Genomic DNA, 22035 nt, shown 5'->3' on the forward strand with positions numbered 1-22035 from the left:
CCTAGAACGCGCGCAACCGAAGGTGAAGACGGAGCGTGCGCCATGAACATTCTCATCCTTGGAAGTGGCGGGCGCGAACATGCGCTGGCATGGGCCGTGATGCAGAACCCCAAATGCGACCGGCTGATCGTGGCTCCTGGCAATGCCGGGATCGCGATGATCGCGGACTGCGCCGCCCTGGACATCGAAGACGGCGGCGCGGTGGTTACTTTCGCTGAAGAGAACAGCATCGATTTCGTGATCGTCGGCCCCGAAGCGCCTCTGGCGGCGGGTGTTGCGGATCGCTTGCGCGACGCGGGTCTCTTGGTCTTCGGCCCGTCTGCCGAAGCGGCGCGGCTCGAAGCCTCCAAGAGCTTCACCAAGGAGATCTGCGATGCGGCCAACGCACCGACTGCGGCCTATAGTCATTTCACGGATGCCGACGCGGCCAAAGCCTATGTCCGCGCACAGGGCGCGCCGATCGTGGTCAAGGCCGACGGTCTGGCTGCAGGCAAGGGCGTGATCATCGCGGAAACCGTGGCCGAGGCCGAAGCCGCCATCGACGATATGTTCGGTGGTGCCTTCGGCGGGGCCGGGGCTGAGGTGGTGATCGAGGAATTCATGCAGGGGGAAGAAGCGTCGTTCTTCGTGCTCTGCGACGGCACCGATGTGCTGCCCATCGGCACCGCGCAGGACCACAAGCGCGTGGGCGAGGGCGATACCGGTCTGAATACCGGCGGCATGGGGGCCTATTCCCCGGCACCGGTTCTGACCGACGAAATCGCGCAGAAGGCGCTCGACGAGATCATCAAGCCGACCATGGCCGAAATGGCGAAGCGCGGCGCGCCCTATCAGGGCGTGCTCTATGCCGGGCTGATGATCGAGAACGGCCAGCCCCGGCTGGTGGAATACAATGTCCGCTTCGGCGATCCGGAATGTCAGGTGCTGATGATGCGGCTGGGCGCGCAGGCGATGGACCTGCTGCACGCCTGTGCCGAAGGACGTCTAGGCGAGGCGCGGGTGAACTGGGCCGACGATCATGCGATGACCGTTGTGCTGGCAGCAAACGGGTATCCGGGCAGCTATGAGAAGGGCAGCGTCATCGGCGGGCTGAATGATCTGCCTGAGGACAGCTTCCACATGATGTTCCACGCTGGCACGACCGAGAAGGATGGCAAGATCACCGCAACGGGTGGCCGGGTCCTGAACGCCACCGCGCGTGGGGCCACGCTGCAGGAGGCGCGGGATCGGGCCTATGGAATGGTCGATCAGGTCAACTGGCCCGAGGGCTTCTGCCGCCGCGATATCGGCTGGCGGGCGCTCTAAATGACGGCGGCGTTAGCCGGCTTTGCGCTGGGCCTGTCTCTGATCCTCGCCATCGGAGCGCAGAACGCGTTTGTCCTGCGGCAGGGGTTGCTCAAATCCCACGTCTTTGCGGTCTGCCTGACCTGTGCGCTGTCTGACGCGATCCTGATTGCCGCCGGGGTTGCAGGTTTTGGTGCGCTGACGAAGGCCGTACCGGGGCTGGAGCTTGCGATGCGGCTGCTTGGGGCGGCCTTCCTGATCTGGTACGGCGCACGCACATTGCTCAGCGCATGGCGCGGTGGACAGGCGATGCAGGCGGGGCACGCGGCGGGGTCGCTCAGAACCGCGCTGCTGACCTGTCTCGCGCTGACATGGCTGAACCCGCATGTCTATCTCGATACGGTTGTGCTGCTGGGCGCGGTCGCCGCGCAATACACAGATCGCCTCAGCTTTGCGCTTGGTGCGATGACCGCCAGTTTCGTGTTCTTCTTTTCCTTGGGCTACGGTGCGCGGCTTCTTGCGCCGTTCTTTGCAAAACCCCGCGCGTGGCAGATCCTTGATGTGATCATCGGCGTCGTGATGTGGGCCATCGCGGCAAAACTGCTGCTGATGTGATCGCACACGATCGACCGTCAGGGCGCGCGCGGTGTCGAATGAGAGCCTCTTGAACTTCCCGCATCCTTCCGTTCCAGTGCCGCCATGAGCGCGTCCTCACCCACCGACAAGACCGGCAACCCTGTCAAAGGCATCTTCTGGATGGTGATGACTGGGCTGTGCTTCGTTGCGGTGACGGCGCTGGTGAAAACGCTGGGTGGACGCATCCCGGCAGCCGAGTCGGCCTTCCTGCGCTACGTGATCGGTCTGGTTTTCCTGATCCCGGTCTGGCGGGAACTGATGGCGATCCGGCTGACCCGCCGGCAGAAGAACCTCTTTGCCCTGCGCGGGCTTGTTCATTCGCTTGGTGTGATCCTGTGGTTTTTTGCCATGACCCGGATCCCGATCGCCGAGGTCACGGCGATGAACTATCTCAACCCGGTCTACGTGACGATCCTTGCGGTTTTTGTCCTCGGTGAAACGCTGGCGTTGCGCCGCGCGCAGGCAGTTGCTGCCGCTCTAGTCGGGGCACTGATCATACTGCGCCCCGGATTTCGGGAGCTCGACCTTGGCCATATCGCGATGCTGGGGACCGCGCTGTTCTTTGCGGGCAGCTACCTGATCGCCAAGATCGTATCCGGAGAGCTTCCCGCAAGCATGGTGGTTGCGCTGTTGTCGATCACGGTCACGATCGGGCTGGCGCCTTTTGCGATTGCCGTCTGGGTCACGCCAAGCCTGGCCGATCTGGCCGTGCTCGCCGCAGTCGCGTGCTTCGCGACGGCCGGGCATTACACGATGACGCTGGCCTTTGCTGCGGCCCCCGTGACGGTGACCCAGCCGGTCACCTTTCTGCAACTGGTGTGGTCAGTTCTGCTGGGCATGGTGTTCTTTGGTGAGCCGGCGGACCCCTGGGTGATCCTGGGCGGTGGCGTAATTATGGCGTCCGTGATCTTCATCACCTGGCGCGAGGCCCAGCTGCGCAGAGCGCATCGGACACCTTTGGTCAACGAAACAAAGGGTTAGGGCGCGGTTCTCAGCCTTCACCGGATGCCAATGACTGCGCCAAGACCGCGATTGTTTCGCGTTCGGCAAAAAACCGGGATTTTTTCCAAAATTGGCCACAATCCGCACGGACAAACAGTGGGTAAATGTACGAGGAGACACCCATGTTTGCAGAAACCTATTCGAGCCGGGATCTGGGCGAATTGCGCCATTTCCTTGTGTCCGAGCGCCAGAAGACCCTTTCGGATGCGGAATGGAAGTTCCGGATGCGGGGGTACGGCTTCCACGTCAAGCGCGTCGATGGCGGCGTGATGGTCGCGCGGATCCCCAAAAACGAGATCCTGGGCTGCGTCAAGATGTGATCCTCAGGTCGCCCATCCTGGGCGGCCTTTTGTCCATCTGACCCCACTCGCCCAAGGCGTCGGGCCCTGCTATATCCGTCGCCATGCTGAAATACATCGACATCCCCCCGGTTTGGCTTGCGGCGGCTTTGGCGGTCGCCTGGTGGCAGAAGACCTACCATTCCCTTGGCCTGAGCTTTGGGCCCGTCTGGGCGGATCTGCTCGGCGGATTGCTTGTCGGTGGCGGCCTCGTTCTGATTGCTCTTGCCGCCTACGAGATGCGACGGCACCGCACCACGATCATTCCTCATCAAGACCCTGCGGCGCTTGTGACCAGCGGTATCTTCAAACGGTCACGGAACCCGATCTATTTGGCTGATTCGCTGATCCTGGCCGGGATGATCCTTTACTGGGATGCAGTGTTATCGCTCCCATTGATTCCGATCTTCGTCTGGTGGATCGAGAAACACTTCATAATTGCGGAAGAAAAGCGGTTGCGGCGAAATTTTCGTGCGAATTTTGCACGATATGAGAAACAAACGCGACGTTGGCTCTAGCCGCCCGCGCCCATCTGCTCTAGATGAGCCTTTCGCGGTGGGGGTGCATTGTGTGCATTAGGTCAGCATTGTAGACCCATCGCCGCAAACATGCCGCTACGGCACTTCGGAACGAAGCAAAGGGGGACGGCTCAGGTGAAAATCGGGACGCCAAAGGAAGTGATGAAGGGTGAGGCACGCGTTGCCATGACCCCGGATTCCGCCCGTCAGCTGCAAAAGCTGGGATATGACTGCATCATCGAAAGCGGTGCAGGCGACGCAGCGGGTTATAGCGACGAAACGTACAAAGAGGCTGGCGTTGAGGTTGTCAAAACCGCCGCAGCACTCTGGAAAGCTGCGGATGTGGTCGCCAAGGTGCGTCCGCCGACCGAAGCCGAGATCAAGAAATCGCGCGAAGGCCAGCTTCTGATCTCGTTCTTCTACCCTGCACAGAACGAAAAGCTGATGCAGCAGGCCGCAGACAAGGGCGCATCGGTCATCGCGATGGACATGGTGCCGCGGATTTCCCGCGCGCAGAAGATGGACGCTCTGTCCTCCATGGCGAATATCGCGGGCTACCGCGCTGTGATCGAGGCAGGCAACAACTTCGGCCGCTTCTTCACCGGTCAGGTCACCGCCGCCGGTAAGGTCCCGCCCGCCAAGGTTCTGGTCGTCGGTGCAGGTGTCGCCGGGCTTGCCGCCATCGGCACATCGACATCGCTTGGTGCCATCACCTACGCCTTCGACGTGCGCCCGGAAGTGGCCGAGCAGGTTGAATCCATGGGCGCGGAATTCGTCTTCCTCGACTTCGAGGAAGAACAGCAGGACGGCGCCGCAACCGGTGGCTATGCCTCTGTTTCCTCGCCGGAATTCGCAGCGGCCCAGCTTGCCAAGTTCCGCGAACTGGCGCCCGAAATGGACATCGTGATCACCACCGCGCTGATCCCGAACCGCGAAGCGCCCGAGCTTTGGACCAAGGACATGGTCGAGAGCATGAAACCGGGATCGGTCATCGTCGACCTCGCCGCCGAAAAGGGCGGCAACTGCAAGATGACCGTAATGGACGAAAAGATCGTCACCGATAACGGCGTGACGATCATCGGCTATACCGACTTCCCGTCGCGCATGGCTACGCAGTCCTCAAACCTCTATGCCACCAACATCCGTCACATGATGACAGACCTGACGCCCGAGAAAGACGGGCAGGTCGTGCACAACATGGAAGACGACGTGATCCGTGGGGCAACCATCGCGCACGAGAAGGCCGTGACCTTCCCGCCGCCCCCGCCGAAGGTTCAGGCGATTGCGGCCAAACCGAAGGAAAAGGTCAAGGAACTCACACCGGAAGAGAAGAAGCAGCAGGAACTGGACGCCTTCAAGGCCCAGACCAAGCAGCAGGTCACGCTGCTGGCCGTTGGCGGCGCGCTTGTCCTCGGGGCCGGCCTCGTTGCTCCGGCGAGCTTCATGCAGCACTTCATCGTGTTCGTTCTCGCCGTCTTCGTTGGCTTCCAGGTGATCTGGGGTGTCGCGCATTCGCTGCACACGCCGCTGATGGCGATCACCAACGCCATCTCTTCGATCATCATTCTGGGGGCTCTCATGCAGATCGGATCGGGGTCTTACCTCGTCATTCTGCTGGCCGCCCTCTCGGTCTTCATGGCCGGGGTCAACATATTCGGCGGCTTCCTCGTCACACGGCGCATGCTCGCCATGTTCCAGAAGTCGTAAGGGGACAGCATCATGGAATTCGGATTTACGACAGCAGCCTATGTGGTTGCAGCTGTGCTCTTCATCCTCGCGCTTGGCGGTCTGTCAGGGCAGGAAAGCGCAAAACGCGCCGTCTGGTACGGCATTGTCGGCATGGCGCTGGCCGTGGCGGCCACGCTGGTCGGTCCAGGTTCGGGCTACTGGCTGCTTTCGATCATTCTGATCGCGGGCGGTGGTGTCATCGGCTACCAGCTGGCGACACGGGTCCAGATGACCCAGATGCCGGAACTGGTCGCGGCGATGCACAGCCTTGTGGGCCTTGCGGCCGTGTTCGTGGGTTTCATCGCCCATATCGAACTGGGCCGTGTCATGGCGATGGACGACAGCGCGAAGAAGGCGCTGGAAGGCTTTGCAGCCCTGCTGGCCAAGAAGGACAGCGTTGAGATCGCCATTCTGCGGGTCGAACTGTTCCTTGGCGTGTTCATCGGTGCGGTGACCTTCACCGGTTCGGTGATCGCCTATGGCAAACTTGCGGGCAAGGTCGACACATCGGCAAAGAAACTGCCGGGCGGTCACATCCTGAACGCCGGTGCCGCTGCGCTGTCCGTGCTCTGCCTGATCTGGTACTTCAACACCGGCGGTGTGTTCCCGCTGATCCTGATGACGGCCGCAGCGCTGTTCATCGGCTACCACCTGATCATGGGCATCGGCGGCGCCGACATGCCGGTTGTGGTGTCGATGCTGAACAGCTACTCGGGCTGGGCCGCGGCGGCGATTGGTTTCTCGCTGGGCAACGACCTTCTGATCGTGGTGGGCGCGCTTGTGGGCTCTTCCGGTGCGATCCTGTCCTACATCATGTGTAAGGCGATGAACCGGTCGTTCATCAGCGTGATCCTCGGTGGCTTCGGTGGCCCGGCGGGCGAGCAGATGGCCGTTGAGGGCGAACAGGTTGCGATCGACGCCGATGGCGTGGCCACCGCGTTGGACGAGGCCGACAGCGTCATCATCATCCCGGGTTACGGCATGGCGGTGGCACAGGCGCAACAGAACGTGGCGGAACTCACCCGTCGTCTGCGCGCCAAGGGCAAGGAAGTCCGCTTTGCGATCCACCCGGTCGCAGGCCGTCTGCCCGGCCACATGAACGTGCTTCTGGCCGAAGCCAAGGTGCCCTACGACATCGTTCTCGAGATGGACGAGATCAACGACGACTTCCCGGATACGGACGTCGCCATCGTCATCGGTTCGAACGACATCGTGAACCCGGCGGCACAGGATGACCCGAACAGCCCCATCGCCGGCATGCCGGTTCTGGAATGCTGGAAGGCCAAGCAGGTCTTCGTGTCCAAGCGCGGGCAGGGCACCGGGTACTCTGGCATCGAGAACCCGCTCTTCTTCAAAGAGAACACACGCATGTTCTACGGCGATGCGAAGAAGTCGCTTGAGGATCTGCTGACCCGCATCACCTGATACGGTTCGGAAAAACGACATGGCAAAGCCCCGCCGGGTTCGGCGGGGCTTTTTCGTTTTCGGACGCGGGACGGGATCCGTTGCTCAGGATCCAAGCGTCTCGACCCATCCGTCCACAAGGGCGTCCAGGCCGTCCCAGTCGGTGTATTCGTGGTCCCAGTCCAGATCGGCCTCCGGATCCTTTGCAGCGATGATCCGGCGCATCACGAACCGGCGGAATACGTCGTATTCCGATGGCATATAGGCCCCAGCCACCTGTGCCACCTGGCCCGGCACCCAGCCGGTCGCATCCTGAAAATCCGCCAGAATCTTGTCCAGCGCCCGCCAGTCCTCCGCGTCATGGCCTGCGGCGGCCAGCGACACGGACAGAAACAGCGTCGGCATGGCGGCAAGGGCGGTCACATGATCTGCCGCGAACTCGGACAGCACTTTCTGGTATTGGCCGGCATGGAGCGACCCGCCGAGCACCGCACCGTCGAACCGGGTCAAATCCACATCTGCGGCATCTGCAAGCGGCGCAAGTTCGACCGCATGCCCTGCATCCACCACCCGGTCCGCAATATGCCGGGCGATCTTGCGCGTCTGACCTTCTGACGTGGCGTAGCCGATAAAGAGTTTCATCCTCTCCCCCCTTTGCTGCCAAAGCGCCACAGGAGGCGATCCCCTGCGACACAAACCAAGTTTACTCCAACTGCTCTGACTGCGCGTTGACGCAACGCAAAAACCGTTTGAGATCATTGAACTGGCTCTGTGGTGTAACGGACCTAGGGTAAAAGAGCGGGGGATATGGCACCCGGGAATTGGCTCTGCATACTGTTGGATACTGGTAAAATGTTGAAATGTTTGGAAATTTCCTTTACTTGCCGAGTCGCGGCGCCTAAGTCTTGGCCAAACCGGAAAGACTGAGTCATGGCCCCGATCGAAGACCACCCGCTGCGCTACGCCCTCTCGAACGAACTTCACGCCCGACCGTTTCCGTCGCTCGAAGCGCCCTGTCGCGCTGTGTACCTCGCGCTGAAAAAGCCAAAATCCGCGGCGGCACGGGACAAAACGCTGGATCTCGATCATCTCAAGGCGCTGCTGGACCGCTATGGCACAAGCCACCCGCAACCCGGTGCCACTCATTTTTCCGGACAGATCGGCCAGCACACGCTGAAGTGGGAACAGCACACGGAATTCGTGACCTACACGGTGTTTCTGAATGGGTTGACCGATCGTCCCTTCGATCCGTCCGACATGGGCGTGTTTCCGGATGACTGGCTTGCCTCAGCCCCCGGTGTGAGGATCACCTCGGCGCTGATCCGGGTAGAGGACCGCCCGGATGAAGAGCGCATCTCGAAATGCCTCTCTGACTGGTTTGTGCCCGAAAGCCTCGCCGTCAGCCGCGTGTTGGATGATGACGCCATCGTGGCAGGCGATTTCCGCATCGACCCGGCTGGCCAACTGCGCTTCGGAGTGTTTGTCAGTCCGGGCATCGGACACCGCCGCGTCGGGCGCATCGTCCAGCGACTGTGCGAGATCGAGACCTACAAGACCATGTCGATGCTGGGCTTCACCCGCGTCCGCGAACTCGGTCCCCGTATGGGAGAGATCGACAACGAACTGACCCGGCTCATGGCCGCCATGACCCAGGGCGACGGCCAGGAAGAAGACCGGCTCAAGGCGCTGCTTGCCGTGTCCGCCGAACTTGAAAGCCTGTCGGCCCAGACCTCGTTCCGATTTGGCGCAACCGGCGCATACGAGGCCATTGTCGAACAGCGGATTTCGGTCCTGCGGGAAGAGCGGTTTCAGGGGCGCCAGACCTTTGCGGAATTCATGACCCGCCGCTATGACCCGGCGATGCGCACGGTCAAATCTGCCGAACGGCGCCTTTCGGCGATGGCGGAACGGGCGGTGCGCGCAGGTGACCTGCTGCGCACAAGGGTCGAGGTCGCACGTTCGGCGCAGAACCAGCAACTGCTGGAAAGCATGAACCAGCGCGCCGACATGCAACTGCGTCTGCAAAAGACGGTGGAAGGCCTGTCGGTGGTCGCGATCAGTTACTACGCGGTGTCGCTGGCCGGGTACCTCCTGTATCCGGTGGCGGACCTGCTGGGCTTTTCCAAGGGTGCCGTCACGGCGGCGGCAACAATCCCGGTTGTCCTGCTTGTCTGGTTGGCGATCCGGCGCATCCGGCGATTGGTAGAGCAGGGTGGACCTGATCTGTGAATTTTACCAAACGGTAAAATCTGGGTCTGGCGCGTTTCCGTCGACGGAAACGCGCGGCCGCGTCGATGCGGCCGCTACCTCTTGATCACAACCTCTGTCTCGGCCCCCAATGAGGCCGCCAGCGACAGGAACCGCGCCTCTGCAACTTCGCCATAGAGCGGCACCGACGCCTTGGTGAGCTTGAGGCGCAGCAGCTTCTTGCGTGGTTTCCAGTCCAGCGCCGTTCCGTCCGCACTCGCGTCCGACATCCAAAGCATTGCGCCGAAGCGCAGCGCCTTGCCCAGCACCTCGGCCTCCAGTGTCAGTTTCTCTGAGAGCAAACCCTCAAGATCTTCGAAACGCGTGCCTTCGCGTTTGTTCTTGTAGCGGTGCAGCAGCGCCAACCCGAGGAACACGCGTTCAGAGTGCTTCAGCCCACCCAGATTGGCGCGGGTTGCATTGTCGAAACAGGTTTCGGCGCGGTAGTCCGGATGCGCCCGCCAGCTCACGTCATGCAGCAGACAGGCGGCCTTGATCAATCTCATGCGCGCCTTGTCGCCCTTTGAAAACAGCGGCGACACGAACCGGAACAGCTTTTTGCCGAACCCCGGAAGGCGCGCGTCCTTGGCCTCGGCAAAGCGGCAGGCTTCGATCAGAGGATCGCGGTCGCGCAACTCCTGAGGCATCTGTTCGTAGAGCAGCCCTTCGCGGATGCCATAGCTCGAAATTGCGATGTCCTTGGGTTTGAACGTCTGCACAAGCCGTTTGAGAACATCCACGGCGTAGGGCACAAGGTCCATCCGGGCGCTGGACACACCACAGGCCGTGCGCAGTTCTTCCAGATCGCTCGATTTGATGAATTTGACGGTCTGGCTGACCGATTTCTTGTCCATCCGGTATTCGTGCAGCACGTGCAGCGGGTAGCCCCGCCGATACATGTCGATCCGCGCAATCGCGCGCCACGAGCCACCCACAAGGAACAGCCTGTCCCGCTGGGCCCCCATATGCTCAGCGAGCTTGTCCATCACCTCTTTGATATGCTGCTCGCGGCCTTTCTGGCCGCCCTTGAGGTCGCGCAGCTTCAAGGGGCCGAGGTTCGAACTGATCCGACGCCCGACGCGCCCGCCGGCGATCTCGGCCAGCTCCATGGAGGAGCCGCCGATGTCGCAGACCAACCCGTAGCTTCCGGGCCAGCCCAGCAGAACCCCCTGTGCCGACAGCCGCGCTTCTTCCTCGCCGCCGATCACCCAGATCCGCAGTCCGGTTTCGCGCAATACGTCCTCTCGGAAATCGGGGCCATCCTCGGCTTCGCGTACGGCAGCGGTGGCCACGACGGTAAGTGGGGGCAGGTTCATACCCTCTGCCAGTGCCTGGAACCGTTTGAGCGCCTGCAAGGCCCGTTCCCGACCTTCGGGGTTGAGGCGCCCGGTGTCCGACATGCCCGCGCCCAGAGCGCACATGAGTTTCTCGTTGTAGAAATACGCCGGAGATCGTGCGGCGCCGTCGAAGACGACAAGCCGGACCGAGTTCGATCCGATGTCCACGACCCCCACGCGTGACAGGGCCCTTGCCTTGGGATCATTGAACAGGGGGCGGCCGAAAAGGCCCATCGGGTCGTGATCGGAGTCGCTGGTTCCGTCCATAGGGCCTCCCGGTCAGGTTGCGCGCACCGTGTCAAAGCGGGGACGGAAGGTCAAGAATACTGGCACCCGGTCTGCTGTGTATCTCGCCACATGCGCATGGCGGACACCAGTGACCTTTCGGATTACCGCTAGCGCGGGAGCAGCGCGCCGGCAATCCTTTTCCGAAATGACAGGTTCAGTTGTTCGCGGTCAGCGGATCAATGATCTGTGGCACTTCGGTGATTTTCGACACAGGAATTCCGCTCAGATCGGCGTGCTTTCTGATCTCTTCCTCACTTTCGGCTAGGTACACGCAGAAGGTCTTGTCGCCGGCCACATAGGAATGTTGCCACTGGATGTCCGGTCCGAGGGATGTAAGTGCTTGGTTCGATGCCCGCGCTGCGCCGCAGAGTTCGGTCAGCGAAAACTCACCAACACCCGGAATATCCCGTTCAATCATATAACGTTTCATAGGGGGTCTCCTCTCAAGTCTCGCCAGTGTGGCGGGGTGAGATCAGCATGACGCTGTGGACCTGGAATCCAAAACCCAATTTTCTTTACTCAGATAAAGGAAAACTTTAGAAAAAATGCTGTTCTGCTTTCTTGATAAAGAATATCTTTAGTAAATGCCGCATGTATCGCATTTGAAATCCCTTCAAGCCGTCGAAATGGCGATCCGGACCGGATCGCTGAAAGCCGCGGCTGACGCACTTGGGATCACCCCGGCTGCGGTTGGGCAGCGGATTCGTGCCCTTGAGGACTATCTGGGAACGGACCTGCTTCTGCGTGGTCGCTCCGGTCTGCAACCGACGCCGGAGCTGGAGCGCGCGATGAGCGATCTGCGTCAAGCTTTTTCCGCGCTGGAGCGGGTGACGGAAACGCTCGATTTCCAGCGCATCAGCGAAATCCAGGTGGTCGCAGATCCGGACTGGGCAGAGCTGTGGCTCGCGCCGCGTCTGCCTGCGTTCCGAGAAGAGCATCCCAATATTCTGTTCTGCATCAACGGGGCGGGGGATGTGCCGCTGCGTCTGGGGGCACCGGATGTGCGCGTCGATTATGGAGACGGGCGAGGCGAGCCGCTGTTTTCCGACATTCTTGTTCCGGTGACCGGCCTTGATAACACGCGCCGCATCGCGGACTGGGACCCCGTCCTACAAATGGAGGGCATGCCGCTTCTGCATCTCGACGTCCAGCGAGAGAGCCCGGATCATCCCGGTTGGGTTGAATGGTTCAAGGCATTCGGGCATCGCGAGAGCGGGCCGGACCGGGGGGTGCATTACAAACATGCGCGGATCGCCCTTGAAGCGGTGCGGCAGAACGTTGGGTTCCTCGTATGTGGTTTGTCGTTGGTTCTGTCCGATCTGGACGCCGGCTCCATCGTGACGCCATTTCCGCTGGCACAGCATCTTCGTGCGCCACACCCTTACAGGCTGACGCTGCGCGCGGACGCCGCACGTCGCCCTCAGGTGCAACGATTTGCGGCATGGTTGAAAGCCGAGGCCGACAAGACCAGCCAAACGCTTCAAAGCCGCGTGTTATCGGGTTAGACACAGGATCACTGGTGTTGTTGTGTCGCTCCGGGCTGCCGAGAAGCCCGAGCCAGGTTGAGATCCAGCGCTCACATCACAGGGGGATCGAGTATGCGTATTGCCACCATGGCCACCGGCGGGATCGGTGGCTTTCTTGCCGTCAAACTCTCGAAGGCCGGACACGAGGTCGTCACCATTGCCCGTGGGGCCCATCTTGAGGCGATCCGGACGAACGGGCTGACCCTTCGCAGCACAGATGGCACCGAGGTGGTGCATCCCTTTCTGGCAACCGACCGCACGGACGAGGTGGGGGAGGTCGATGTCATCCTGTTTGGCGTCAAGGGGGATGGATTGGAAAACGCCGCGCGGGCCTGCCTGCCGATGATCGGCCCCGAGACGGTGGTTGTGCCCTTCCTGAATGGGGTGGAGGCGTCGGATCGCCTCACGGAAATCCTGCCCGAGCGCAATGTCGCGAACGGTGTCGCGCGGGTGTCGACAACCATTTCCGAACCGGGTGTCATCACCCAGACCGGCACGTTCAATTCCTTCATCTTCGCAGAGCGTGACAGCAAACCCTCGGCCAGGATCGATGCGCTGCGCACCGCCATCAACGAGGCCGGATCATCCGCGCCGGAGACGCAGGACATCGTCAGGGATCTGTGGTCGAAATTCGTTCTGTTTTCGGGACTGTCCGGGGTTACCGCCGCGGCCCGCTGCACGATTGGCGACATCCGCACCATCCCTGAACTGGAAGCGTTGTTCCGGCGTGCGGTTGCCGAAACCACAAGCATCGGTCGGGCGCTTGGCGTCGCCCTCGATGCGGATATCGAGGAAAAGGTCTGGGCCAGCATGGAGACGTTTCCTCCGCATGGGCGGGCTTCAACGGCGATCGACCTTGAACATGGCCGCCCGCTGGAAATCGACTGGGTGTCCGGGGCGGCCTCGCGGCTGGCGAAAAAGGCGGGGATCGATGCGCCGGTCAACGCGGCGCTCTATGCGGTTCTTCTGCCCCATAAGAACGGGCGCTGAGACGGCTTTTCGAAAGGCGTCTCAGCGACTTTTCTCATCATTGCCCTGCGCTATTCCTCGGTGTGGGTGAGTTTCGGCACGTCCGACGCGCCCGCCGATCCGCGCCCGGACAGGGACGGGTTCTCCATGAAGAAGCGGTGGCAGTTGAACGCGAAATCGCCTTCGTCCCAGGTGGTGCGGACGAATGTGCCATCCGGCTGCATGATCCAGCTTTGTGCCACGTCGGCAAGGTTGGCCGCCATGATCTGGCTGACGATCTGCGCCTTCACGGTCGGGTTCTCGATCTCGACGAGGGTTTCCACACGGCGGTTGAGGTTGCGGCCCATCCAGTCGGCCGAGGACATGAACACGCGCGATTTCTTGTGGGGCAGGCCGTACCCATTCCCGAAACAGATGATCCGGGAATGTTCGAGGAACCGTCCCACGATGGATTTCACGCGGATGTTCTCACTCAGGCCGCTGACGCCGGGCCGCAGGCCGCAGATGCCGCGGATCACGCAGTCGATCTGCACGCCGTCCTGGCTTGCCGCGTAAAGCGCGTCGATCATGTCGGGCTCGATCAGAGAATTCATCTTCAACCAGATCTGCGCCGGTTTGCCGGCGCGCGCATGTGCCGCCTCGGCCTCGATCATTTCGAGCATCTTGGGTTTGAGCGAGTGGGGCGAGATCGACAGGTTTTCAAGACCGTCCGGCTGGGCATAGCCCGACAGGTAGTTGAACACCTTGGTGGCGTCCCGTCCCAGCGCGGCGTCACAGGTGAAGAAGCTCAGATCGGTGTAAATCGTGGCTGTGATGGGGTGATAGTTACCGGTTCCGTAATGGGTGTAGGTCACCAGCCTGTCGCCCTCGCGGCGCACCACGATCGAGATCTTGGCATGGGTCTTCCATTCCAGAAACCCGTACACCACATGCGCGCCTGCACGTTCCAGACGCCGTGACTGACGGATGTTTGCGGCCTCATCGAAGCGCGCCTTAAGCTCGACCAGCGCGGTCACGGACTTGCCGTCCTCTGCGGCCTCACAGAGCGCCGCAACGATGGGCGACTGGCGCGAGGTGCGGTAGAGCGTCTGCTTGATCGCCACCACGTCCGGATCCCGCGCCGCCTGCGCGAGGAACCGAACCACCATGTCGAACGTCTCGTAGGGGTGGTGGAGCAGCATATCCTTCTGCCGGATCGCGGCGAACATGTCACCGTCGTGGTCCTGCACCCGTTCCGGGACACGCGGCGAGAAGCTCGGCCAGAGCAGGTCGGGGCGGCTGTCGAGCACCAGCTCCTTGAGATCGGCCAGACCAACCATGCCGGCCAGTTCGATGACCTCGTCCTCGCTCACCCGTAGTTCGCGCATCACCGTGTCGAGCAGACCCTTGGGCGCGCCGACCGAGATCGTCAGTCGGACCACTTCGCCGCGACGCCGCCGTTTCAGCGCCACCTCGAATTCCCGAACAAGGTCTTCGGCCTCTTCTTCGACCTCGATATCGCTGTCCCTCAGCACTCGGAAACCGAAATGGTTGCGCAGCTTGTAGCCCGGAAACAGTCGGTCGAAATGCAGCAGAAGCACGTCTTCCAGCAGGATGAACCGATGTGTGCCGGTGTCGGAGGGCAGTGCAATGAAGCGGTCCACCTGCGCCGGGATCGGCAGAAGCGCCTGCAGCGGCGACCGGTCCTTTCGCCGCTCAAGCTGAAGCGCAAGGCAATAGCCGTTATTGGCGATAAAGGGGAATGGGTGTGCGGGATCGATCGCAAGGGGCGACAGAACCGGAAAGACCTTGTGGATGAACGTATCTTCCAGGAAGGCCAGATCGGCGTCGCTCAGCCCGTCCCGGCCCAGCACCGAAATCCCCTCGGCCTCCATCTGGCCCTGAAGATCGGCCAGCACCCGCTGCTGGGACGCCATCAGTTTGCGCGCATCCTCGTTGATCAGGACAAGCTGTTCCGCCGGGGTCAATCCGTCAGCCGCAGGTGTGATGTTGCCCGCCTGCGCCAACTCACGCAGTCCTGCCACGCGCACTGTGTAGAATTCATCCAGATTGGTGGCCGAGATCGACAGGAACCGGAGACGCTCCAGCAGCGGTACGCGCGGGTTCTCCGCTTCCTCCAGAACGCGCCAGTTGAAACCCAGCCACGACAGTTCCCGGTTCACGAAACGGTCCGGGCCGGTCAGGTCCAGATCGGAAAGGGTGGCCGGGTCGGGACGGGGGGCGTGCAGGAAATCGGCGCTGTTCATGGGGCTCCTTTAATGGCGCTGCGTGAAATGTCTGTGACAGGCAGAGCGTCGCGCCGGTCATCTGCCCCTAGTCTGACGCGCTTTCTTCGGGGAATTCAAGATCAGCCAGCGCCGTCCGTGCCAGAGTGCGGGTCACGCCCTTCGGGGTCCCCAAGGCCTCGGTGTCCAAATGCGTCACCACGCGCCCGGCGGCCTCGAACGAACGGGGCATCCAACGGACAAGGTAGGGGATCACATCGGCCATCGGCACGATCTGCCGGTCGGCAAACAGCTTTGCGAGGACCGCCGACAGCAGGAGGTCATCCGGAAGAGACATCTTGGCCACCGTCGTGCCAGCCATGCGGCTGGCCAGATCCGGCAGCTGCAGGCCCCACGACGTGGGCGCGCGCGTGGCGGTCAGGAGCATCGAATGTCCGTTGGCCAGAACGAGGTTGTGCAGGTGGAACAGCGCCTCTTCCGCCAATGTATCGCCTGCGATCCGTTCCACGTCCTCGACACAGATCGGCGCCTCGGCAAGCGACGGCACATCTGCGTCCGTCAGGTTGCGCGCGGCGACCATGCGCCCGCCGCTTTCGGCGCACCACACATGGGCGAGGTGGGTCTTGCCGGATCCGCGAGGGCCGACCAGAACCAACTTGCCGTTGGGCCAATTGGGCCACGTGTCCACCAGACCCAATGCAACCGCATTGCTTTCGGTGACGTAAAAATCCCCCCGGCCCAGTGCGGGGCGCACCGGCAGATCAAATTTCATCTGTACGGGCATTATTCCGGGTCCTGGTCACTCAGACCGCGATAGAGGCGGCTCTGCATGTATTGCTGGGCGGCAAAACGGGCGATGACTCCTATGGAGGCGGCTACCGGCACGGCAACCAGCATCCCGACAAAGCCAAACAGCGTGCCGAATATGGACAGGGCGAGGATAAGCCACACCGGATGCAGGCCGACGGAAGACCCCACCAGCTTGGGTGTCAGCACATTGCCCTCGATCACCTGTCCCAGAACGAACACACCGGCCACCAATGCGATCGATAGCCAATCCCCCCAGAACTGGAAGAGCGCAAGGCCGATGGCCAGTGCACCGCCGATGAGCGCCCCAAGGTAGGGGATAAAAGTCACCAGCCCGGCCACGAACCCGACCACAAGCCCGAACTGGAGACCGATGATCATCAGTGCGACGGCGTAATAGGTGCCCAGAATGATGCAGACCGTGCCCATGCCTCGGATGAAGCTTGCCAGTGTCCTGTCGATGTCACTGGCCAGCCTGCGGATCGTTGGCGCGTGATCACGTGGGAGAAGGTCGTCGATCCGGGCCACCATGTTGTCCCAGTCAAGCAGCAGATACACCGCCACCACGGGCACGATGACGAAGAGCATCACGATGTTGATGATTCCTGCCGCCGAACTCAGGACGGTGTTGAGCAATTCGCCCCCGCGCGACTGGATGGTTTCACCGACGGAAATCAGGGACCGCCGCAGCGGGCTTTCCGCGTCCATCACGTCCGGGAACCGCTCGACCAGAAAATCGCGCAGGTTTGCAAACAGGGTGGGCGCCATATTGAACAGGTCGACCGCCTGATTGACCAGCGACGGGATCACCCACAGAAGCAAAAGCACGAAGGCCAGTATTCCGATCACGGTAATGATGCCTGTCGCCATCACCCGGCTGAAGCCCATGCGCTCAAGACGGTCTGCGACGGGGTCAAGGAAGTACGCAATCGCGCCGCCCAGTACGAAGGGCAAGAGCACGTCGCCAAGGAACCACAGCACCGTTACGAAAACGGCGGCTGCCAAGCCCCAGTATTTCACCTGCTCCCGCGCGGGAAGTGCCATTCCGCAACCGCCTTTGTGATCCTGTCCCTACATCGCCTGTCGGAGCCGGGGTTTCAAGAGCAAGGCAGCCGCATTGGCTGGGCGCTCTCGTTTCAGGGGGGCGCATGGTTGGCCTGCGGCTTGTGTCGCCCGGAAATTCGCCGCATCTTCCTGCCATGTCGGATACGCTCAAGACACGTCTGCATCGCAAAGCCCTGACCTGGGCCGTTGCCCTGATCGCGGGAGCGGCAGCGATGGTTCTGGCGCTGCTGTTGCTGCTGTTTCCGGCGCTGGAGCGGGTCTATCTGAACCAGTTGGGCAGCCGTGAAGCCTCGACGCTCGGTCTGGCGGTCGAAGGTCTCAATGGCTCTCTGCGCCGCTTCGAGGCGCTTCCCGGTCTTATTGCCGAACGTCCCGATCTGGCGCGGGCGCTGCGAGATCCCTCGGACACCGCTCTGATCGACCGGGTCAATGCAGATCTTCGGCGCACTGCCGAGGAGGTTGGGCTGTCGGACATCTTTCTGATCGATCCGGACGGTCTGACCATCGCGGCAAGCAACCATTGGAAGGAGCTGTCCTTCGTCGGTCAGAATTTTGCCTATCGTCCCTATTTTACTCTGGCTCTCGCCGGGCAGCAGGGGCGGTTCTTTGCGCTCGGCACCACGTCCGGTGAACGCGGGTATTTCTTCGCCGAAGCGGTGCGTGACACGACCGGGATCGTCGGCGTTCTGGCGGTCAAGTTCACCGTCGATGCGTTTGAGGCCGCGTGGCGCGACGGGACCAATGACATCATCGTTCAGGACGATGCCGGTGTGATCTTCATGGCCAGCCGTCCGGATTGGCATTTCCGCTCGCTTGGTCCTCTCAGCGACGCGGCGCGCGATGCCATCGAGGCCACGAAGAAATACCCGATGGATCAGCTGCTGCCGTTGCAGATCACACAGCAGCCTTTTGACGAAAGGTTCCGCCATCTGTCGATCACCGGCGACGACGGCCAGACCGAGCGTTTCATCGTGCAAAGCCAGATGATCCCCGAGGCCGGATGGCAGGTCTCGCTGCTTACCCCGACAGAACAGGCTTGGACACGGGCCATGGGCACCGTGGCTCTGACTGCGCTGCTGCTGCTCCTTGTCGGACTGATCGCGACCGTGGTGATCCAGCGCCGGATGCAGCTGCAGGAGCGTATCCGTGCCGCGCTGTCGATGCAGGAAGAACTGGAACATCGGGTGACGCGGCGGACAGCGGAACTCAAGGAGGCCAACCGGCTCATCACGCAGGAGGTCGAAGAACGCCGGGCCGCCGAAACCCTGTTGCGCCAGACCCAGACAGAGCTGATCCAGGCGGGCAAGCTGGCTGCGCTGGGCCAGATGGCCGCCGCTCTTAGTCACGAATTCAACCAGCCGCTTGCAGCCGTAAAGTCCTTTGCCCGGAATGCCGCCGCCTATCTTGATCGCGGCCAGCCGGACAAGGTGCGCCAGAACGTTGGCATGATCGACGATATGGCCGACCGGCTGGCTGCGATTTCGACCCATCTGCGCAACTTCGCCCGCCGTCCCGGCGAAAAGACCGAACCGATTCTTCTCAACCGGGCGCTGGACAGCGCGTTGATCATTCTGGAACCGAAGATGCGGGCTTCGGGCTGCCGCGTGGATCGCGGAACTATCGACGGTGAGATCTGGGTGCTGGGCGGGCAGGTGCGACTGCAACAGGTTTTCGTAAACCTGCTCAGCAATGCGGTCGACGCAATGAGCGACCAGACCGACCCTTTGATCGACCTGTCCATCGATCTTGAGAACAACCGGGTGCATGTCAGCGTGCGCGACCGTGGGACCGGCATGACGGATGCCGAGATCGCGCAGCTGTTCGATCCCTTCTTTACCACCAAAGAGCCGGGCAAAGGCATGGGGCTTGGGCTGTCGATCTCGTACAACATCGTTCGGGACTTCGGCGGCACACTCGAAGGCCGCAATCATCCTGATGGCGGAGCGGTCTTCACCGTGTCACTGACGCTGGCCGAGGCACCATCGATGGCGGCGGCCGAATGAGCGCGACGGGACCCGTACTGTTCGTCGATGACGAAGAGCCGCTGCGGATTGCGGCCCAGCAGACGCTGGAGCTTGCGGATCTCGACTGCCTCTGTTTCGACCGCGCTGCGGCGGCGCTGACCGAAATCGGCCCCGACTTTCCGGGGATCCTCGTCAGTGACATCCGGATGCCCGGCATGGACGGGACAGAGTTGTTGCGCGCGGCTCTCCGCAAGGACCCGGAGTTTCCAGTGATCCTTGTCACCGGACATGGCGATCTTGAGCTTGCGGTCGCAATGATGCGGGAAGGGGCCTACGACTTCATCGAAAAGCCCTATGCGCCCGAACGCCTTGTCGATGCCGTGCGCCGCGCCCTTACTATGCGCAGGCTGACCATCGAAAACCGTCAGCTGCGCAGTCAGGTTGCCCCGTTCATCGGCGCGCGCGAGGGATTGCGCGGCTTCAGTCCCGAAATGGAGCGGGTGCGAAAACAGATCAACGCCGTTGCCGCAAGCGATGCGGATGTCCTGATCGTTGGAGAGACCGGCACCGGCAAAGGGCTTGCCGCGCAGGCGTTGCACGCGGCCAGCGCCCGGTCGGACAAACCGTTCGTTGCCATCAACTGCGCCGCCCTGCCTGCCGATATGATCGAGAGCGAACTGTTCGGTCACGAGCCGGGGGCGTTTGTCGGAGCAACACGCGCGCGGGCGGGCAAGTTCGAACATGCGCGGCGCGGCGCTGTGTTTCTTGATGAAATCGACAGCCTGCCTCTGGCACTTCAGGCCAAGCTGCTGCACGCGGTGGAAACCCGCTCGATCAACCGTCTCGGGTCGCACGATCCCATCGACCTCGATGTGCGGTTCGTGGCCGCCTCGAAATCCGATCTCGAAGCCGCTGCTGCCAAGGGAACCTTCCGCAGCGATCTGCTGTATCGCCTGAATGTCGTGACCGTGCGAATGCCCTCACTCGCGGCCCGGCGGGAAGACATTCCGATGCTCTTTCTCACCTTCGTGCGGCAAATGGCCGACCGCTATGGACAGCCGGTGCCGCAGGTTCCCGGCGCGGTTCTGGATGCCATCGCCTCGCGCGATTGGCTGGGGAACGCGCGGGAATTGCGCAATGCGGCAGAGCGCTACGTCCTTGGATTGCACGAAGGCGAAGAGCATCCTTCCCAGGAAATGGCATCCCTGGCCGAGCGCGTTGCCGCGCATGAGCGCGCCTTGATCGCGGCCAGCCTTGCGGCCAATGGTGGCCGGCTGAAGGACACGTATGAGGCGCTGGGCATCTCGCGAAAGGCGCTCTACGAGAAAATGCAGCGCTACGGTCTGGACCGCGACTCCTTCGTCGAACCGGACACCTGACGGGTTGAACACAGGCGTCACGCGCTTGAATGTGTCACCTGCGACCCACGGATTGGGCGCTTTGTTCCCATTTCCACCCATGGTGCCGAAAAAAACGCATTTTGCCGGAGATGTTGGCGTTAACGGCGCTAGGCGTTGCCCGCATGGACATGGTTCCTACTGCGCGACCCGGCGGGAGACACGGACCGGGCGGAAAACTCTGAAAATGCGTTTGGGAGGAACCAATGCAGAAAATCACAGCTATCACCTTTGCCGTGGCCGTTGCGGTCACGGGTCAGGCCAATGCGGGCAGTCACGTCGACCGTGAAGGCTGGCCGGAAAGCTTTACCGTCGGTACCGCGTCACAGGGCGGCACCTACTTTGCCTACGGCTCTGGCTGGGCAAACCTTGTCGCGGAAGAACTGGGCGTGTCCGGCGGTGGCGAAGTCACAGGTGGCCCGATGCAGAACATGGCGCTGGTGCATACCGGCGACGCACAGTTCGGCATGACGACCATGGGTCCGGCAGCGGAATCACTGGGCGGCACAAACCCGATCGCGCCGGGTCTTCAGATGACCAATGCCTGCGCGATGTTCCCGATGTACCAGACGCCGTTCTCGGTGACGGCCCTGTCGTCGTCCGGCATTAGCTCGATCTCGGATATTCCGGAAGGCGCGCGCATCGGTTTCGGACCGGCGGGATCGACCTCTGACACCTATTTCCCGCGCATGATGGAAGAGCTGGGCGTGAACTTCGAACGCCGCAACGGCGGCTGGTCCGACCTCGGCGGTCAGCTTCAGGACGGCCTGCTCGACGTTATCGCGTTCGCTGCGGGTGTTCCGGTTCCGGCCGTGTCGCAGCTTGAGGTGCAGACCGATGTGAACATCATCGAATTCACCGAAGAAGAGCAGGCGCAGATCATGGAAGCGTTCCCGGTATCGGCGTTTGAGATTGCTGCGGATACCTACACAACACTCGAAGCTCCGGCGCGCTCGGTGTCGATGTGGAACTTCGCAATTGCCAACTGCGAACTTCCGGCAAGCTTTGTGAACGCGGTTGTGGACGTGGTCATGTCCGACAACGAGCGCATGGTGAACATCCACCGCGCGGCGCGCTCGACCCTGCCTGAGAACTGGGACAAGAATGGCGTGCTCAAGTGGCACCCGGGCGCGGCCCAGTGGTTCAAGGATAACGCAGGCGCGGATATCCCGGACAGCATGATCCACGGCATGTAAGCCGTTCAGGAGCGGCGCGACACAGGGTTGCGCCGCTCCATTTCCAGCAGACTCCGCACAGGCGTCACCTGACTGCCTCTCCGGTCTGCCCCAAGGAATTCTCA

At 61.9% G+C, this 22035-nt stretch carries 19 protein-coding genes; 13 read left to right on the forward strand and 6 right to left on the reverse strand.

The annotated features are described in order from the left end of the window. Window positions 1–42 precede the first annotated feature (42 nt). From purD to MGEO_RS08885, 7 genes are all read left to right on the forward strand, one after another. Window positions 43–1305: a phosphoribosylamine--glycine ligase gene (gene purD / locus MGEO_RS08855; RefSeq protein ID WP_085636363.1), complete on the forward strand. Its 1263-nt coding sequence runs from the start codon at window positions 43–45 to the stop codon at window positions 1303–1305. After that, window positions 1306–1899, forward strand: a complete 594-nt coding sequence (locus MGEO_RS08860) for a LysE/ArgO family amino acid transporter (protein WP_085636364.1) — start codon at window positions 1306–1308, stop codon at window positions 1897–1899. It begins immediately after the preceding gene. An 84-nt stretch (window positions 1900–1983) separates the two neighbouring features. Beyond that, complete coding sequence (locus MGEO_RS08865) at window positions 1984–2901, forward strand: DMT family transporter (protein ID WP_085636365.1); 918 nt, start codon at window positions 1984–1986, stop codon at window positions 2899–2901. 143 nt (window positions 2902–3044) lie between these two features. Continuing rightward, a complete protein-coding gene (locus tag MGEO_RS08870; protein WP_085636476.1) occupies window positions 3045–3242 on the forward strand; it encodes a hypothetical protein in 198 nt (65 codons plus the stop codon). Between the two features lie 83 nt (window positions 3243–3325). Further along, window positions 3326–3778 carry a methyltransferase family protein gene (locus MGEO_RS08875; protein WP_085636366.1) on the forward strand — a complete coding sequence of 151 codons (453 nt, stop codon included), beginning with the start codon at window positions 3326–3328 and terminating at the stop codon, window positions 3776–3778. A 135-nt stretch (window positions 3779–3913) separates the two neighbouring features. Beyond that, complete coding sequence (locus MGEO_RS08880; protein ID WP_085636367.1) at window positions 3914–5485, forward strand: Re/Si-specific NAD(P)(+) transhydrogenase subunit alpha; 1572 nt, start codon at window positions 3914–3916, stop codon at window positions 5483–5485. 12 nt (window positions 5486–5497) lie between these two features. Then, entirely contained in the window at window positions 5498–6931 is a 1434-nt protein-coding gene (locus MGEO_RS08885; RefSeq protein ID WP_085636368.1) for an NAD(P)(+) transhydrogenase (Re/Si-specific) subunit beta, read from the forward strand. A gap of 84 nt (window positions 6932–7015) precedes the next feature. Here the strand turns inward: MGEO_RS08885 and MGEO_RS08890 are convergent, their stop codons facing one another. Further along, complete coding sequence (locus MGEO_RS08890) at window positions 7016–7552, reverse strand: flavodoxin domain-containing protein (protein WP_085636369.1); 537 nt, start codon at window positions 7550–7552, stop codon at window positions 7016–7018. 288 nt (window positions 7553–7840) lie between these two features. Between MGEO_RS08890 and MGEO_RS08895 the strand changes: the two genes are divergently transcribed. After that, the gene (locus tag MGEO_RS08895; RefSeq protein WP_085636370.1) at window positions 7841–9139 is read left to right on the forward strand and encodes a DUF3422 family protein; all 1299 of its coding nucleotides are present in this window, start codon (window positions 7841–7843) and stop codon (window positions 9137–9139) included. A gap of 74 nt (window positions 9140–9213) precedes the next feature. Here the strand turns inward: MGEO_RS08895 and MGEO_RS08900 are convergent, their stop codons facing one another. Both MGEO_RS08900 and MGEO_RS08905 read right to left on the reverse strand, forming a co-directional pair. Next, window positions 9214–10761, reverse strand: coding sequence for a Ppx/GppA family phosphatase (locus MGEO_RS08900; protein WP_085636371.1), 1548 nt, complete (start codon window positions 10759–10761; stop codon window positions 9214–9216). A 175-nt stretch (window positions 10762–10936) separates the two neighbouring features. After that, the gene (locus tag MGEO_RS08905; protein WP_085636372.1) at window positions 10937–11212 is read right to left on the reverse strand and encodes a DUF4242 domain-containing protein; all 276 of its coding nucleotides are present in this window, start codon (window positions 11210–11212) and stop codon (window positions 10937–10939) included. Between the two features lie 172 nt (window positions 11213–11384). Between MGEO_RS08905 and MGEO_RS08910 the strand changes: the two genes are divergently transcribed. Both MGEO_RS08910 and MGEO_RS08915 read left to right on the forward strand, forming a co-directional pair. Beyond that, the gene (locus MGEO_RS08910) at window positions 11385–12287 is read left to right on the forward strand and encodes a LysR family transcriptional regulator (protein ID WP_233139777.1); all 903 of its coding nucleotides are present in this window, start codon (window positions 11385–11387) and stop codon (window positions 12285–12287) included. A gap of 93 nt (window positions 12288–12380) precedes the next feature. Further along, on the forward strand, window positions 12381–13298 hold the full coding sequence (locus MGEO_RS08915) for a ketopantoate reductase family protein (protein ID WP_085636374.1): 918 nt from the start codon (window positions 12381–12383) through the stop codon (window positions 13296–13298). A gap of 50 nt (window positions 13299–13348) precedes the next feature. On the opposite strand, the gene MGEO_RS08920 is transcribed toward MGEO_RS08915, so the two are convergent. From MGEO_RS08920 to MGEO_RS08930, 3 genes are all read right to left on the reverse strand, one after another. After that, window positions 13349–15523 carry an RNA degradosome polyphosphate kinase gene (locus MGEO_RS08920; protein WP_085636375.1) on the reverse strand — a complete coding sequence of 725 codons (2175 nt, stop codon included), beginning with the start codon at window positions 15521–15523 and terminating at the stop codon, window positions 13349–13351. 67 nt (window positions 15524–15590) lie between these two features. Continuing rightward, window positions 15591–16274 carry a P-loop NTPase family protein gene (locus MGEO_RS08925; RefSeq protein ID WP_233139782.1) on the reverse strand — a complete coding sequence of 228 codons (684 nt, stop codon included), beginning with the start codon at window positions 16272–16274 and terminating at the stop codon, window positions 15591–15593. An 11-nt stretch (window positions 16275–16285) separates the two neighbouring features. After that, a complete protein-coding gene (locus tag MGEO_RS08930; protein ID WP_085636377.1) occupies window positions 16286–17353 on the reverse strand; it encodes an AI-2E family transporter in 1068 nt (355 codons plus the stop codon). Window positions 17354–17457: 104 nt separating this feature from the next. Between MGEO_RS08930 and MGEO_RS08935 the strand changes: the two genes are divergently transcribed. The 3 genes from MGEO_RS08935 to MGEO_RS08945 all read left to right on the forward strand — a co-directional run bounded on the left by MGEO_RS08935 (window position 17458) and on the right by MGEO_RS08945 (window position 21931). Further along, window positions 17458–19377: a sensor histidine kinase gene (locus MGEO_RS08935; RefSeq protein WP_211297941.1), complete on the forward strand. Its 1920-nt coding sequence runs from the start codon at window positions 17458–17460 to the stop codon at window positions 19375–19377. Further along, a complete protein-coding gene (locus tag MGEO_RS08940) occupies window positions 19374–20717 on the forward strand; it encodes a sigma-54-dependent transcriptional regulator (protein ID WP_085636378.1) in 1344 nt (447 codons plus the stop codon). Before MGEO_RS08935 ends, MGEO_RS08940 begins: the two co-directional genes overlap by 4 nt. A 224-nt stretch (window positions 20718–20941) precedes the next feature. After that, window positions 20942–21931, forward strand: coding sequence for a TAXI family TRAP transporter solute-binding subunit (locus tag MGEO_RS08945; RefSeq protein ID WP_085636379.1), 990 nt, complete (start codon window positions 20942–20944; stop codon window positions 21929–21931). Window positions 21932–22035 lie beyond the last annotated feature (104 nt).

This window comes from Marivita geojedonensis, assembly GCF_002115805.1.
Classification (GTDB): domain Bacteria; phylum Pseudomonadota; class Alphaproteobacteria; order Rhodobacterales; family Rhodobacteraceae; genus Marivita; species Marivita geojedonensis.